Source organism: Virgibacillus sp. MG-45 (assembly GCF_036409425.1).
GTDB lineage: Bacteria > Bacillota > Bacilli > Bacillales > Amphibacillaceae > LDC-1.
On sequence record NZ_JAXOFU010000003.1, the window covers coordinates 13,286 to 26,639 of the forward strand.

General features: G+C 38.8%; 16 protein-coding genes. 5 read left to right on the forward strand and 11 right to left on the reverse strand.

What is annotated here, in order from left to right; translation table 11 throughout:
* Window positions 1–167: 167 nt before the first annotated feature.
* Window positions 168–518 carry a hypothetical protein gene (locus SPK86_RS04215; protein ID WP_330948706.1) on the forward strand — a complete coding sequence of 117 codons (351 nt, stop codon included), beginning with the start codon at window positions 168–170 and terminating at the stop codon, window positions 516–518.
* Window positions 519–710: 192 nt separating this feature from the next.
* On the opposite strand, the gene yhbH is transcribed toward SPK86_RS04215, so the two are convergent.
* Window positions 711–1,877, reverse strand: coding sequence for a sporulation protein YhbH (gene yhbH, locus SPK86_RS04220; RefSeq protein ID WP_330948707.1), 1,167 nt, complete (start codon window positions 1,875–1,877; stop codon window positions 711–713).
* A 158-nt stretch (window positions 1,878–2,035) separates the two neighbouring features.
* A complete protein-coding gene (locus SPK86_RS04225) occupies window positions 2,036–3,931 on the reverse strand; it encodes a PrkA family serine protein kinase (protein WP_330948708.1) in 1,896 nt (631 codons plus the stop codon).
* A gap of 275 nt (window positions 3,932–4,206) precedes the next feature.
* On the opposite strand from SPK86_RS04225, the gene SPK86_RS04230 reads away from it, so the two are divergent.
* From SPK86_RS04230 to SPK86_RS04245, 4 genes are all read left to right on the forward strand, one after another.
* The gene (locus SPK86_RS04230; protein WP_284140567.1) at window positions 4,207–4,959 is read left to right on the forward strand and encodes a hypothetical protein; all 753 of its coding nucleotides are present in this window, start codon (window positions 4,207–4,209) and stop codon (window positions 4,957–4,959) included.
* Entirely contained in the window at window positions 4,959–6,263 is a 1,305-nt protein-coding gene (locus SPK86_RS04235; protein ID WP_330948709.1) for a polysaccharide deacetylase family protein, read from the forward strand. The genes SPK86_RS04230 and SPK86_RS04235 overlap by 1 nt, the downstream gene beginning before the upstream one ends.
* Before the next feature lie 518 nt (window positions 6,264–6,781).
* Window positions 6,782–6,967 carry an H-type small acid-soluble spore protein gene (locus SPK86_RS04240; protein ID WP_330948710.1) on the forward strand — a complete coding sequence of 62 codons (186 nt, stop codon included), beginning with the start codon at window positions 6,782–6,784 and terminating at the stop codon, window positions 6,965–6,967.
* Between the two features lie 18 nt (window positions 6,968–6,985).
* Window positions 6,986–7,162, forward strand: a complete 177-nt coding sequence (locus SPK86_RS04245; RefSeq protein WP_330948711.1) for an H-type small acid-soluble spore protein — start codon at window positions 6,986–6,988, stop codon at window positions 7,160–7,162.
* Between the two features lie 180 nt (window positions 7,163–7,342).
* On the opposite strand, the gene SPK86_RS04250 is transcribed toward SPK86_RS04245, so the two are convergent.
* The 9 genes from SPK86_RS04250 to SPK86_RS04290 form a co-directional block, all read right to left on the reverse strand.
* On the reverse strand, window positions 7,343–7,633 hold the full coding sequence (locus SPK86_RS04250) for a hypothetical protein (RefSeq protein ID WP_284140563.1): 291 nt from the start codon (window positions 7,631–7,633) through the stop codon (window positions 7,343–7,345).
* Window positions 7,634–7,855: 222 nt separating this feature from the next.
* Entirely contained in the window at window positions 7,856–9,070 is a 1,215-nt protein-coding gene (locus SPK86_RS04255; RefSeq protein WP_284140562.1) for an MFS transporter, read from the reverse strand.
* 101 nt (window positions 9,071–9,171) lie between these two features.
* Window positions 9,172–9,471, reverse strand: a complete 300-nt coding sequence (locus SPK86_RS04260; RefSeq protein ID WP_284140561.1) for a rhodanese-like domain-containing protein — start codon at window positions 9,469–9,471, stop codon at window positions 9,172–9,174.
* Window positions 9,472–9,489: 18 nt separating this feature from the next.
* On the reverse strand, window positions 9,490–9,849 hold the full coding sequence (locus SPK86_RS04265; RefSeq protein WP_284140560.1) for a rhodanese-like domain-containing protein: 360 nt from the start codon (window positions 9,847–9,849) through the stop codon (window positions 9,490–9,492).
* Window positions 9,850–9,883: 34 nt separating this feature from the next.
* Window positions 9,884–10,669, reverse strand: a complete 786-nt coding sequence (locus SPK86_RS04270) for a sulfite exporter TauE/SafE family protein (RefSeq protein WP_284140559.1) — start codon at window positions 10,667–10,669, stop codon at window positions 9,884–9,886.
* Window positions 10,670–10,771: 102 nt separating this feature from the next.
* Complete coding sequence (locus SPK86_RS04275) at window positions 10,772–10,999, reverse strand: sulfurtransferase TusA family protein (protein ID WP_284140558.1); 228 nt, start codon at window positions 10,997–10,999, stop codon at window positions 10,772–10,774.
* Window positions 11,000–11,056: 57 nt separating this feature from the next.
* On the reverse strand, window positions 11,057–12,175 hold the full coding sequence (locus SPK86_RS04280) for an MBL fold metallo-hydrolase (protein ID WP_443089756.1): 1,119 nt from the start codon (window positions 12,173–12,175) through the stop codon (window positions 11,057–11,059).
* Between the two features lie 30 nt (window positions 12,176–12,205).
* Window positions 12,206–12,604 carry a DsrE/DsrF/DrsH-like family protein gene (locus SPK86_RS04285; RefSeq protein ID WP_284140556.1) on the reverse strand — a complete coding sequence of 133 codons (399 nt, stop codon included), beginning with the start codon at window positions 12,602–12,604 and terminating at the stop codon, window positions 12,206–12,208.
* A 163-nt stretch (window positions 12,605–12,767) separates the two neighbouring features.
* A complete protein-coding gene (locus SPK86_RS04290; RefSeq protein WP_284140555.1) occupies window positions 12,768–13,340 on the reverse strand; it encodes a sulfurtransferase TusA family protein in 573 nt (190 codons plus the stop codon).
* Window positions 13,341–13,354 lie beyond the last annotated feature (14 nt).

The window sequence follows — 13,354 nt, forward strand, 5'->3', positions numbered from 1 at the left end:
TTATGAAACAGGACTAGAATGTTGACCTTGATTTCAATAAGAAAAGCGCAAGCAACCGGTTAGCAACGTATAAACTGGAGCACTTCGCAATGAGATAAAGACGATTGAAATCAAACAATTTCGGTATGTTTCCTTTTTTAAAGGAGAATCTAATAGGAGGAGGGATTATGATGGAACACCAATTTTTATCGATTGAACAACTAGATCAACAGCTTAAACAATGGAATGGGAAGCATATAAAAATTGAAAAAATCGAACTAACCGATAAGGACGAAATTCATATGAACCTGACAGATATTGCCTATGAAAGCCATACACGTAGATTGGATCAGTATGAAGCAATGCATACACTTATCTTAAATGGAGAAGGTGAAATTCAGTCATCACAAGGCTATCAGCCGCTACCAGACGCAAGCTATGAAATCCCACTAGAAGACACATCGTTATATGAGTTTGATGGAGAACAATTTCTCCTTACTACGGATCGAGGTGTTTATCGGATTTCCCTAGAATCATAATAGTAAAGCGACAAGAGTGAGAATTAGAAGATCACTTTTTCTTTATGCGAGGCTTCGTTACCAAAGCGTTCCTAGTCCATTGAGAACGGCAGACTAAAGCCGCTACGTCCTGTACGTCGAAAAACAAACTCGGAAAAGCTTTCTTTTCCGAGTTTGTTGAGGCCGACTTGATTCAAATGCGCTTATTTAGTCCTATACGTGCACCTTTTCTTTTCTAAAAAATGCTTTCATTGCTTCATACACATCGCGCTTTTCTTTTAAAATATGCCGTCTAAATTTTGGATCGTCAATTTCTTGGAACGTTTTCATTAGGATGGAGTAGCGATTATAAGTGTTTACTTCGCCATAGCCAAACATATTGGCCACCTGTAAAATTTCATGCACTAGCTCTAAGCTTTTCGAGTTATCAGAGGTAAAATTTTCTCCATCTGAAAAATGAAAAGGATAAATATTATAACGGGAAGGCGTATATTTTTCCTCAATTAACTCCAATGCTTTTTTGTAGGCAGAGGAGCATATCGTTCCACCGCTTTCTCCTTTGGCAAAAAAGTCTTCCTCTGACACAACCTTCGCTTCCGTATGATGGGCAATAAAGACAATTTCCACAGATTGATATTTCGAACGTAAAAAGCGTGTCGTCCAGAAAAAGAAGCTTCTTGCGAGATACTTAGCAAACGGCCCCATCGAGGCGCTCGTATCCATCATTGCTAATACAACTGCATTCGATTCTGGATTAATTACATCATTCCACGTTTTAAAGCGCAAATCATCATTATAAATCGGTGTTATCGATGGGCGTCCTTCTGTTGCATTTCGTTTTAATGCTGTCAAAATGGTTCGTTTTTTATCGACATTTCCCATTAAACCTTTTTTACGAACATCATTAAATTCAACTTTTTCAACCGTCACCTCGGCATTTTCTTTTTCTTGGAGATTAGGTAGCTCTAACGATTTAAACAATTCTTCCTCTAGCTCCGCTAACGATACATCTGCTTCATAATAATCACTGCCTGGCTGGTTTCCCCCTTCTCCTTCACCTGCGCCTCCAGCACCTTTGCTTTCATTGCTCGGCGCTCGTGCGATGACATCTCCTACTTGGCTATCTCCATCTCCCTGTCCTACATGCTTTGATTTATCGTAGTTATACCGAATTTTATATTCATCTAAAGAACGAATCGGGATTTTGATGACATCTCGACCATTTGACAAAATAATACTTTCTTCTGTAATGAGATCTGGAAGATTATTTTTCATCGCGTCCTTCACTTTATCCATATGACGCTGCTGATCCTGAAACCCTTTTCGATGGAGAGACCAGTCTTCCTTGGAAACAACAAAACTTCCATTCTCCTCCTGCATACCATCCCCACCTTCTATATTTTATAAACCAACATCATTTCCGCTTTCCAATATTATATGCCAGTATGAACAAGTTCGTTTGCTTTAAACGATTAGTTCCGATAGCAGCCTAGAAACGAACCGCCATATCCTTTGGATACGGCGGTCAGTTATTTTCATTATCGATTCAGCAAGCTTCCAACATATCGCAACAGCTCATTTGCGGAAACGGAGTTATAACCATATTCATCAATTAATCTTGCAACAACCTCATTAATTTTCTTTAATTGCTGTTCATCCGGTGTTTTAGAAGAAGTCGTTATTTTTACGATATCCTTTAAATCGGCGAAAAGCTTTTTCTGAATCGCTTCTCGCAACCGATCATGAGAATTATAATTAAAGCTTTTTCCTTTTCTTGCAAAAGCCGAAATGGAAATGAGAATTTCTTCTCGAAAGGATCGTTTTGCATTTTCTGAAATACCGATCTGTTCTTCAATAGAACGCATGAGCTTTTCATCTGGTTGCATTTCTTCTCCTGTTAATGGGTCCTTTAGTTTATTTTTATTACAATACGCTTCTACATTATCAAGATAATTATCCATCAACGTCTTTGCAGATTCTTCATAAGAATAGACAAATGCTTTCTGTACTTCTTTTTTCGCTATTTCATCATACTCCTTACGTGCAACGGAAATATAATTCATATACCTTTCTTTATCCTCCGCTGAAATAGAAGGGTGCTGATCAAGTCCATCCTTCAGGGAACGAAGCACATCAAGGGCATTTATAGCTGGAACGTCCTTCCTAATAATCGTTGATGATATCCGATTAATTACATAACGCGGATCAATACCGTGCATCCCTTCATCAGGAAATTCTTTTTTCAGCTCATCTACGTCGATTTGGTTATAGCCTTCTACATGCTCCCCATCATAGAGACGCATTTTTTTCACAATATCGACGCCGTTTTTCTTCGATTCCTGTAAGCGTGTTAAAATAGTAAAAATAGCTGCAACACGCAATGCATGTGGTGCAATATGCACATGGGCCATATCACTTTGTTGAATCATTTTTTTATAAATTCTTTCTTCCTCACTTACTCGTAGATTATAAGGAATCGGCATTACAATAATGCGCGAATGAAGCGCCTCATTCTTTTTATTAGAAATAAATGCGCGATACTCGGCTTCATTCGTGTGCGCAATAATTAATTCATCTGCTGAGATTAGTGCAAATCTACCTGCTTTGAAATTCCCCTCCTGTGTTAAGGAAAGTAAGTGCCACAGAAACTTCTCATCGCATTTAAGCATTTCCTGGAATTCCATCATTCCACGATTCGCCTTATTCAACTCCCCATCAAATCGATATGCCCGTGGATCAGATTCCGAGCCATAATCTGCGATGGTAGAAAAATCAATACTCCCGGTTAAGTCTGCGATGTCCTGTGATTTTGGGTCAGAAGGACTAAAGGTACCGATTCCGACGCGCTTATCCTCGGACAAAAAAATTCGCTCTACTTCAACATCTTCAATTCTGCCTCCATATTCCTTCTCTAACCGCATTGTATTTAATGGAGACAAGCTGCCTTCAATACGAATTCCATACTCCTGATAAAAATCCGCTCGCAAATGATGTGGAATGAGATGGAGTGGATCTTCATGCATCGGACAGCCTTTGATTGCAAAAACAGCACCTTCGTCCGTTCTCGTATATTGTTCTAACCCCCGTTTAAGCATCGTTACAATGGTCGATTTACCTCCACTTACTGGCCCCATCAATAACAGAATCCGCTTCCGAACATCTAGCCGTTTAGCTGCTGGATGAAAATACTCTTCCACTAAGTTTTCAATAGAGGCCTCAAGTCCAAAAATTTCATCCCCAAAGAAATCATATACACGTCTACCGTCCTTCTCCTTCACTCCTGCACTTTTTATCATGTTGTACACACGTGAGTGAGCTGTCTGGGCAACTTCTGGTCGTTGTTTTATGATTTGAAGATACTCCGCAAACGTTCCTTCCCACTTTAGCTGCTGTTCTTCCTCCCGATAGCTCTTCACCTTATTAAGAATATCCATGCTTTTCCCTCCATGTAGTTTGCGGTTTCTTATAATCTATGCTGCGGGCGAAATAATGATTCTTTTCACTCTAAATTCTGTCTATTTTTTTACATAAAATAAGTACTTTTGACTTAATTTACAAAACAATAGTAAACTATCATTGACATTACTCGACAACAACTTACAATAATAATAGGATAATAGTAAGATAAACCGCATTCGAACTAATCTAAATTTACTAGAACTTTACTCACGTATTGGGATTTTTATTAAAACAAAATGGAGATGATACGATGGCAAGTGAAAATGGAAAAAAGCCAAATTGGTTTAAAAATGTTCTGTCTGGTCAAAACCAACCAGATTTGGAAGCACATATTGAAGCGATTGATAAAAGAAGTGTTAGTGAAGAAAATATCGATCCTGCAAATGAAGCAGTAGAAACTGTGGAGACACCAACACAGCCGCAATCTTTCAATTTGCTTTCAAAAGACAAGCAAGATAAAGTATCTCTTGATTTAATAGTATCTTTAGAAAACATGCTGAAGGACCGTCAACTTATTTTATATAAAGTGAACGAGTTACAGGATCAAGTAGGGGCTGCTAATGAAACGATTCAGCGATACATAGAAGACAAAAGAAAGACCGATTTGTTAATACTGAAAAAGAATGAAGAACTCGAAGATGTGGAAGATAAGCTGACAAGAAAGCAAATGAGCTATGATCAGCTTCTTGAAGATTATAAATCATATCAAAGCGCAGCTCGAACCGATTTCGATCAACTTTCAAGCCAACTTGAACAAACAAAAGCAAAATACGATAAATTAAATGAAGAGACGACAAATTCACAGTATGAAAGCATGATAAAAATTAAGCAACTGGAAGAAAACATCCGTAGTCTTGAAGTCGAAAACCAAAATTATCGGGAGCAATACGAGAGAATTAATCAGGAAAAAGCAGAGCTCATGAAAACAATAAACGATTTTACAGAGCGAATGTCTATTTCTTTCTCACCGTTCGCTAAAGCTTCCGATACAACTGATGAGTAATGATTGATAAGAAAGAACCTGAATTACAAGCAGATCAAAAAACGATGACTTTCTTCCATTTTCTAATGCTTGAGCTATTGTCCATTGAAATAACAGCAGAAAAAGCTTACTTACGTGTTTGTATAATTATTGATCAACGAAAAGAATACATGTGGGAGATTGACCTTACGACTGCAGAATATCTGAAGCGTTTGATTAACTCCGATGATCACTATAAATATCGAATTTCTTTACAGTCAAGTAAGCTTGAAAGCAAAAACCAGCATGTAGGTATATTAACGCAAACCTTTCGCGATGAAAGTAAGCGTATCCTTTTTCCATGCTCGAAAGCCTTTGTACAGCAATTACAATATTTGAAGGATATTAAAACCGAAGAAGCACTGCAGGACGCTGCCTTTTTATCGTTACCGAGCCGTGGAGATATTAAATCGGAAATGGAAGAAGTCTTATCCATTCCCTCGCGAAAAGCTCGTAAACACTCTTTAAAAGCGGTCGTCATGTTAATCACGATAGTCATGGTTGTCTTCGGGTTTTCTACCCGCGCATTTTTAAGCAAGGAATTAACGGTGGAGGCACCTAAAGTAAAGGATTCAAATTCAATTGTGAATGAAGCCGTTGTCGATAAAGCACCATTAGCAAGCACTTCTGAAGAAGAGACTGAACCACAGCAAAAAGAAGAAGTTAACACCGCTCATCAACAAAAAGAAACGATCTTGTCAGCAACGATTGAAATTAAACAGGATGTTATTTTTAATGTACCTGATGGCTATGTTGCAATTACATTCGATGATGGACCTTCAAACTATACGAAACAAATCGTCGATACATTAACATCGTATCAAGTCGGTGGGACTTTTTTCTTTACTGGACTTAATGTTTCAAAACACCCGAGTGCTGTGCGCTATGTCCATGATAATGGCTATTCAATTGGCAACCATTCCATGAATCATAAAGATTTTACAACACTGAACAAGCACAAGCAATCCGCTGAATTACTGGATGCCAATAAACTCATTGAAAAAATAACCAATGAGAAAGTTGTTCTATTTCGACCGCCATACGGGGCTAAAAATGAAGAGACAGTAAATCTTGTTAAAGCCAACAATGGAAAAGTAGTTTTATGGAATAATGATCCAGAGGATTGGAGAACAAGACAAGCTGATAAAATTCTTCAAGCTATTCAACAAACAGATGTATCTGGATCGATCATATTGCTCCATGAAACAAAGCCTGTTTTACAAGCATTGCCTGCCATTATCGAATACTTAACAGAACAGAACTTAAAGATAATTAGTTTACGCTAAAAATACAGAATGCTTAAAAAAGATTCCGGAATGTTTATTTTCATTCCAGAATTTTTTTTGTTGAAGAAATGCCTTACCTTGGATGATTGGTTTAAAATTATGATTGGTCTCTATGACGAGGTTATTGGGTTCGTTTTGGAGGAAAAGACACGGTATTGCCAATAGAAAATCAATATTTTTAACATAATAGTCTACGAGCTCATCAAAGGAATGATTTAATACATTTACCTTCCCATTTCTAGACTTTCCTCTATTTGCACTAAGAACCGTGACAAATATTGTAATTTTTCATCATTACCATCGTTTTTTATAATGGGTAATCAATAATGCAGCTTATAAGAAAATCTGTTCAACTACCGAGAAGCCAATCATATGTAGACTGAACTGTTTATTTACCCCTAAAAATACTTTCAAAAACTATTCCTAAGCATGCAGCTAAGTTCCTTTTTCTTCCGTGCATACGCATTTCTATCCAGTAAAAAATATAGAATAGCCTTCTGTGAAAGGAGGTCACTAAGTTGGATGCCAAGCGTGCGCAGGAAATTATCGCCACACCAACCTTAATTAATGTCTCGTACTATGGAATTCCTGTATTTCTAAAGGAAGTACAGCAAGACCAATCAACAGTAGTGGTTTTTCCGTTGGATGAAATGGATAGTGAACAAAATGTTGATTTAAATGGATTAGATGAACAAGGACCTTAAAAGGATGGTGGAATAACAATGAATAAACAACGAGCAGAGGAAATTGCCGCTTCTCCAGATTTAAAGCATATTACGTATAATGGAAAACGCGTTGTTATTCAGCATGTAGAAGAGCAGATAGCCCGTGTGTATTATTTAGATGATCCAGGCAACGAGTTTGATGTAGCACTCGATAAACTCGAAGAAAAACAGTAGCTCATGCTTGTACAACTTCGGTTTCTGCTTCTTCGGTAAACACAATAGAAAAAGCCCTAAGGAAATGATGATCCTTGGGGCTACACTTCACTAAACGCGAGGAAAATGACCATCAGAGGCTCTAAGGCAGGTAATGGATATTATATATACAGCATAAAGAATGTATCTGCACTAGTGACATTATTGGCTTTTAATATTCTGTTGGAAAGCTTCTATAAAAGAATGGGGCGATTCCTTAACTTGATATGAGAAAACACCTTTACTCGTATGAAGATAAAGCAGCCCATTTTCCCAACCAAATTCGCGATAGGATACATCCCAAACATCGTCTACAGAAAATGCTCTGTGTTCCGTTTCAATGCGGTCTTCATATAAATGAATTACACGGTGCTCTTCCACGTGCTTTTGTTCAACACTATTGACCTCTCGGTGAATTTTAACATAAGGCTGTATGGCAATCAAACTACACATGCGATCTCCTCCAGCTTGTTTTTAATAAGTTAACAACTCAAGCTTCTTCAGATAAAAAAGGAGGTGTCTACTCCTTTTCTTACTATAGTAGTATTTTATCATACCGAACTATCTCTATCCCATCTTCATTCATTACATCGTTTGGTATATGTTTCCATTATGCTACCAACGCTGAACAAAATAAGAAATAACGTTTGATTGGCTAATTCGCTTAAGCGTGACTTAGAATTCCAATGATTCCTTTAAGCGTATTTGTGCAAGAAGGCCAGCAAAAAAAGGTATCATTGCTACAAGTCCAATTGCCCAGCTTACTCCTAACAAATCCGCGATTACACCTGCTGCCAACGCTCCGAATGCATAGCCACTATCACGCCACATTCGATAAACCCCCATCGAAGAAGCTCGCCAAGCTGGTGCCACAATATCACCTATTGCTGCCTGTAACGTTGGATACACCATTGCCGTCCCGACTCCTAACAGAACAGCCCCCATAAACCATAACCAAAATGTATTAACAGTTAGAATAAGGAATAAGGCTATTGCTTGCAGCCACATACCACCAGTAATAAGCCGTTTTCTACCAACCCGATCGCTCCAAATTCCTGTAAACAATTGAAAGAATCCCCAAGCAGCCGGATACACCGCAATAATTGCTCCAACTTGTCCAACCGTTAAACCAACCGTAGAGAAATAAATAGGAAATAGCCCCCACGCCATCCCATCTTTAAAGTTTGTAGCCATCCCCGCAACACTAATGCTAGCTAGCTGTTTGTTTTTCCATGTTGTAAGCTTAAATACTTCCTTAGAAGATAATGTTTTATCTAATGTTGTTGTCTGGTCTTTTTTTATAAAATCGGTTGTATCTCTGACGAACATAGATAAGATAAGCCCAACGACCGCTAGTCCTAATCCGAAATAAAACGGAAAAGGATACAAGGAAATAGATGTTGCGATATACCCAGACACTGCCGCCATAATCGCAACACCGGCATACCCTGCGAACTCGTTTATGCCAACTGCTGTTCCTCTCTGTGCGGTTTTCGATAAATCAATTTTCATATTTACTGTCATTGACCAAGCGAGGCCTTGATTTATACCTAGAAAAAGGTTCGCGATAATAACCGTTGACCAATGGGATGCTCCAAGAATCAGTATTGGTACAAACAACCCGAAAACCCAACCTATCACAAGCACCTGTTTTCTCCCATAATGGTCCGCTATTTTTCCTGCAAAATAATTTACAATTGCTTTTGAAAATCCAAAGCTAATAATAAATGATAAAGAAGCACTTGTAGTAGCTAAACCAAACTTTTCTTCACCAAGCAGTGGAAGAATAGTGCGCTCCATGCCGACCATTGAGCCGACAAAAAAATTAATAACAACTAATAGCATAAAGATTCCTAGGTTTTCTTTTATTCCGATGCGCTGTTTATCCATGCTCACCCATCCCCTTTAACAAAGAAAAAGAACGACCAGCATCGTGGTGCACAGCTGTCGTTCTATTTTGCGTTACCTTCCTAAACGCGTGAAATCAGTGGTTAAACCAGTTCCCCTTGCCACTGCTTCATACCGCCTACCATGTCCTCGACCTGATAGCCAAGTGCTGTCAAAAGTCCACATGCTGCTTTACTTCGATTTCCAGATTGACAGGTTACCACATAAGTCAGCGACGCATCTAATTCATTTTTCCGCAATGCTAACTGTGCTAGCGGGATATGGATTGCGCCTGGAATTTTACCTAAAGCTACTTCTCCAGCTTCTCGAACATCAATAACGTGCACCTGCTCTCCACGCTGTAGCCGACTTGCAACCTCATTCGGCATTATCTTCTTTGTCATCTTCTTTTGCTTCCTCTCTTAAATCCAGGCATTCATGCCGCCTTTCACATTGCTAATCTTTTCAAAGCCTTGCTTTTTCAAGATTTTTGCCGCCTTCATACTGCGCATCCCGCTTTGACAAATCACTACAACCTCTTTACTTTTATCTAAGTTCTTTGTCTGAGCCGATAAATTGGATAATGGGATGTTCTTGAAAGGCTTGCGATGATTCGCACGGTACTCTCCTGGTGTTCGAACATCTACAAATTGAATTTGCTTATCTTTAAATTTATTTTTCGCTTCTTGGCTTGTAATATGTTGTATACCTTTTGTTGGCATGAAACGTGTAGCAATAAAAACTACAGCTGCTATAATAATAATCCATTGAACTATATCCATTCTTCTTCTCCTCTACGTGTACGCACCTTTTTTATCAAGCAAAAATGTCGAGCCAAATTTTAATAGCAGTTCCTAAAATAAGGAGTGCTAAAAAGACTTGTAAAAACTTCGTATTTACTTTTTGACCAAATTTTGCACCTAACGGGGAAGCAATGAGACTGGCTACAATCATGATTGCTGCTGGAACATATAATATTTGCCCAGTTAATACTTTTCCTGCTGTTGATCCAATGGATGAGATAAATGTTATTGCTAGCGATGTAGCGATCGTCATCCTTGTTGGAATTTTTAAAATCACAAGCATAATTGGTACGAGGATAAATGCTCCTGCCGCCCCAACAATACCTGCGCCTATTCCCACGATTAAAGCAAAGAAAGCAGCAACCCACTTATTGAAGGTTACTTGATCAAGTGGAATATCATCCAATCCTTTTTTCGGAATGAACATCATTACAGCGGCAATTGTTGCTAATATTGCGTAGACAAAGTTAATGCCACCACTTGACATAAACTGTGAGCCATAGCCACCAATAAAACTACCCAGTAGGATAGCTGCCCCCATATAGATGATTAGTGTTTTGTTTAAATAGCCACCTTTACGATATGCCCATACTCCACCGATTGTCGCAAATAACACTTGAATCGCACTAATCCCAGATACTTCGTGGGCAGAAAAGGATGCTAATCCAAGCATTGCTGGAATATATAACAGCATTGGATATTTAATGATTGATCCACCAATACCAACCATTCCAGATATAAACGAACCAATAAATCCAATTAGGAAAATGGTGATAATAAATAATAAGCTATATTCCATCTGGGTTTTCCCCCTTCTAATTCCTGCCTGTGAAATGGCCACGATCCGCTCTCTGGCCATTATGCAAATAAGAGAGGCCCCAAAATTGGGGCTTCACTTTATTTATGCTTTTTTAATCCAAAATTTAAATACATCTGCTTCTTGCTCTTCTTTTAATATTTCATGTCCGCCAGATTTCGCCCATGCAGTTAAATCACTCTTTGAGCCTTTATCTGTTGTATGAATTTCTAACACATCACCAGAGCTAAGGTCCTCCATTGCCTTCTTTGTTCTTACGATTGGCATTGGGCATGCTAAGCCTTTGGCATCTAAAAATTTTGTTGCTTCCATTCTATATCCTCCTCAGATTATACGTTTCGCTTTGTTTTATCTAACAACGCAGGTCCATTAACCCTCTACTGCACAACGGTTTGGTCCAGTTTCCATTTCTTTTTGTTCATCTAAATCCGGGTTAATTTTACCCATGTTCGTTTTACGAATTTCTTGGTATGCATTTGGTTGTGGAGGTAGGTTTTCCGTAACCATTTTACGGAATACATCCTCGTCATCTACCTGCAAGCCAGAATTTTTCGCATACAAATCACCTAAACGAGCAGCGACACGTCCGCCTTCCCCTAGCTCCTCTGGGAAAGAGTAGTGTGCTGGTAGAACAATTAAGTCATCGGAAAGCTCTTTATATTTGCTATAAAGTGTATTACGAAGATCTCCCACCCAATCTTCAGCCAAACCGGCTAAATCAGGACGTCCGATCGATTTCACAAATAAAATATCCCCTGTGATTAAATACGTATCATCAATAATAAAGGATGTGCTTCCAATCGTATGCCCTGGTGAATAGATTGGTTGTACCTTCACTGTTGTTTTCCCTACAGTAATATCATTTCCTTCTTCAACAGGTGTATAGTCAAACGTTACCTCTGTTGCATCCTTTGGTGGTAAATGATACGTCGCACCTGCTTTTTCGGCTAAGCGACGTCCGCCTGAAATATGATCCGCATGTAAATGCGTATCGATTGTATGCTTAATTGTTAGCCCTTTTTTTGCTGCAAAGCTTTCATAGGTATCAATCATTCGAGCCGTATCAATAATCGCTGCTTCTCCATTGGATTCAATAAAGTAAGACAAGCACCCTTTACCAAGGCGAACAAATTGATACAAGCTTCCACCATCTTTTAAATCACCGATTTTAACTGGCTCTAGGTGTTCACTCCACGCTTTCATTCCGCCTTCTAAACTATAAGCATTTTGGAATCCAGCTTCTTCAAGCATATCCGCGATCATTTCAGATGATCCACCTTTTGCACAAACAACAATAATGTCTTTGTCTTTTGGTAGTTTATCTGTAATAGAATCCACGCCATCTAAAAGGTTGAAATACGCTTCATTCAATAATTCAACCTTTCCACCTTCAATTTTCCAGTTATCAAATTCATCCTTGTTCCGAACATCTAAGATAAAGGTTGCTTCTCCGGTTACAATTTTCGTAGCAAGCTCCTTTGTCGACATTATCTTTGCCACTGGTTTCTCCTCCTTTAATTAAAATGATAGTGTGATATTGGCATCCTTTGCATACTCAATAAACGTAGCTGCTCCCCCTACTTCAATGCCATCAATAAATGCATCCTTCTCTAAGTTCATAACGTCCATCGTCATTTGACAAGCAATAATTTTAATACCTAGTTCTTGTGCGATTTCCACTAGCTCAGATATTGATGGTACATTCGCTTGTTTAAATCCTTCTTGAAAGTGTTCCTTTCCTTCAGGAAGTGGTAGATTTTTGTGTGCTTCCTTATGAATGAGGTTCAGTCCTTCAAATGTAAAGAAGATTCCTACCTCTGCATCAGAAGCTGCTGCAGCTGTTGCTACATTAAAAACTTTATATGCATCAAATAATGTTCCGTTAGCTGCAATAATTGCAACCTTTGAATTTGCCATTGATAAATTCCTCCTAATATTCATTACGCAACGTTCGTGGTTTGATTGTGAGGTTTCGAGTTCCCTTCAAACAGTCTTTTTGAAGGAGTGTTTTGCTTTCCATTTGTGACTTTCTATGAAGGGATTAAAACCACATCAAACTTAACCCCTTCTTTCAATTGCGTTAGTTATCCTTTTCTACTGCTCCATCCCAAGTTGACATGCCTGGTACGACATTTGTTACCTTGTTAAACCCTTTAGCTGTTAACTTTTGTGCAGCGAGGTCACTACGATTGCCTGAGCGACAAATAACATGCCACGCTTTATCTTTATCCAACGCTTCAAAGCGCTCTTCTAGTTCCCCTAGAGGTATATTAATAGCCCCCGGAATGTGTCCAAAAGAATACTCTGCTGGTTCTCGTACATCTAAAAGCGCAACTGCTTCACCCGCTTCAATCTTTGTACGAAGGTCCGCTAACTCCATCACATGTGGATGTTTGATTTCTTCCTTTGCTTCTGCTTCACTCGCTTTACGCAAGTAATGCTTTAGCACATCAGCTTCCTCTACTGTTCCTAAATACTGATGTCCTGTACCTTCTGCCCACGCCTTCATATCAGCCGTAGACCCTTTATCAGTTGCTTGCACTTCAATTACCTGGCCTGGCTCAAGGCTGGCGATTGCTTTTTTTGTACGTACAATTGGCATGGGGCACGCCAATCCTTTTGCATCTAATACTTCATTTGCTTTAATCGACATCAATGGAGCCTCCC

What these genes read in the sequence shown, in the direction of transcription:
- SPK86_RS04270 (WP_284140559.1), bottom strand. Translation starts at nt 10,669, where the DNA reads ATGGAATATAGCTTATTATTTATTATCACCATTTTCCTAATTGGATTT.
- SPK86_RS04225 (WP_330948708.1), bottom strand. Translation starts at nt 3,931, where the DNA reads ATGGATATTCTTAATAAGGTGAAGAGCTATCGGGAGGAAGAACAGCAG.
- SPK86_RS04260 (WP_284140561.1), bottom strand. Translation starts at nt 9,471, where the DNA reads ATGACAAAGAAGATAATGCCGAATGAGGTTGCAAGTCGGCTACAGCGT.
- SPK86_RS04280 (WP_443089756.1), bottom strand. Translation starts at nt 12,175, where the DNA reads ATGTCGACAAAGGAGCTTGCTACGAAAATTGTAACCGGAGAAGCAACC.
- SPK86_RS04250 (WP_284140563.1), bottom strand. Translation starts at nt 7,633, where the DNA reads ATGTGTAGTTTGATTGCCATACAGCCTTATGTTAAAATTCACCGAGAG.
- SPK86_RS04255 (WP_284140562.1), bottom strand. Translation starts at nt 9,070, where the DNA reads ATGGATAAACAGCGCATCGGAATAAAAGAAAACCTAGGAATCTTTATG.
- SPK86_RS04215 (WP_330948706.1), top strand. Translation starts at nt 168, where the DNA reads ATGATGGAACACCAATTTTTATCGATTGAACAACTAGATCAACAGCTT.
- SPK86_RS04245 (WP_330948711.1), top strand. Translation starts at nt 6,986, where the DNA reads ATGAATAAACAACGAGCAGAGGAAATTGCCGCTTCTCCAGATTTAAAG.
- SPK86_RS04265 (WP_284140560.1), bottom strand. Translation starts at nt 9,849, where the DNA reads ATGGATATAGTTCAATGGATTATTATTATAGCAGCTGTAGTTTTTATT.
- SPK86_RS04285 (WP_284140556.1), bottom strand. Translation starts at nt 12,604, where the DNA reads ATGGCAAATTCAAAGGTTGCAATTATTGCAGCTAACGGAACATTATTT.
- yhbH (WP_330948707.1), bottom strand. Translation starts at nt 1,877, where the DNA reads ATGCAGGAGGAGAATGGAAGTTTTGTTGTTTCCAAGGAAGACTGGTCT.
- SPK86_RS04290 (WP_284140555.1), bottom strand. Translation starts at nt 13,340, where the DNA reads ATGTCGATTAAAGCAAATGAAGTATTAGATGCAAAAGGATTGGCGTGC.
- SPK86_RS04230 (WP_284140567.1), top strand. Translation starts at nt 4,207, where the DNA reads ATGGCAAGTGAAAATGGAAAAAAGCCAAATTGGTTTAAAAATGTTCTG.
- SPK86_RS04275 (WP_284140558.1), bottom strand. Translation starts at nt 10,999, where the DNA reads ATGGAAGCAACAAAATTTTTAGATGCCAAAGGCTTAGCATGCCCAATG.
- SPK86_RS04235 (WP_330948709.1), top strand. Translation starts at nt 4,959, where the DNA reads ATGATTGATAAGAAAGAACCTGAATTACAAGCAGATCAAAAAACGATG.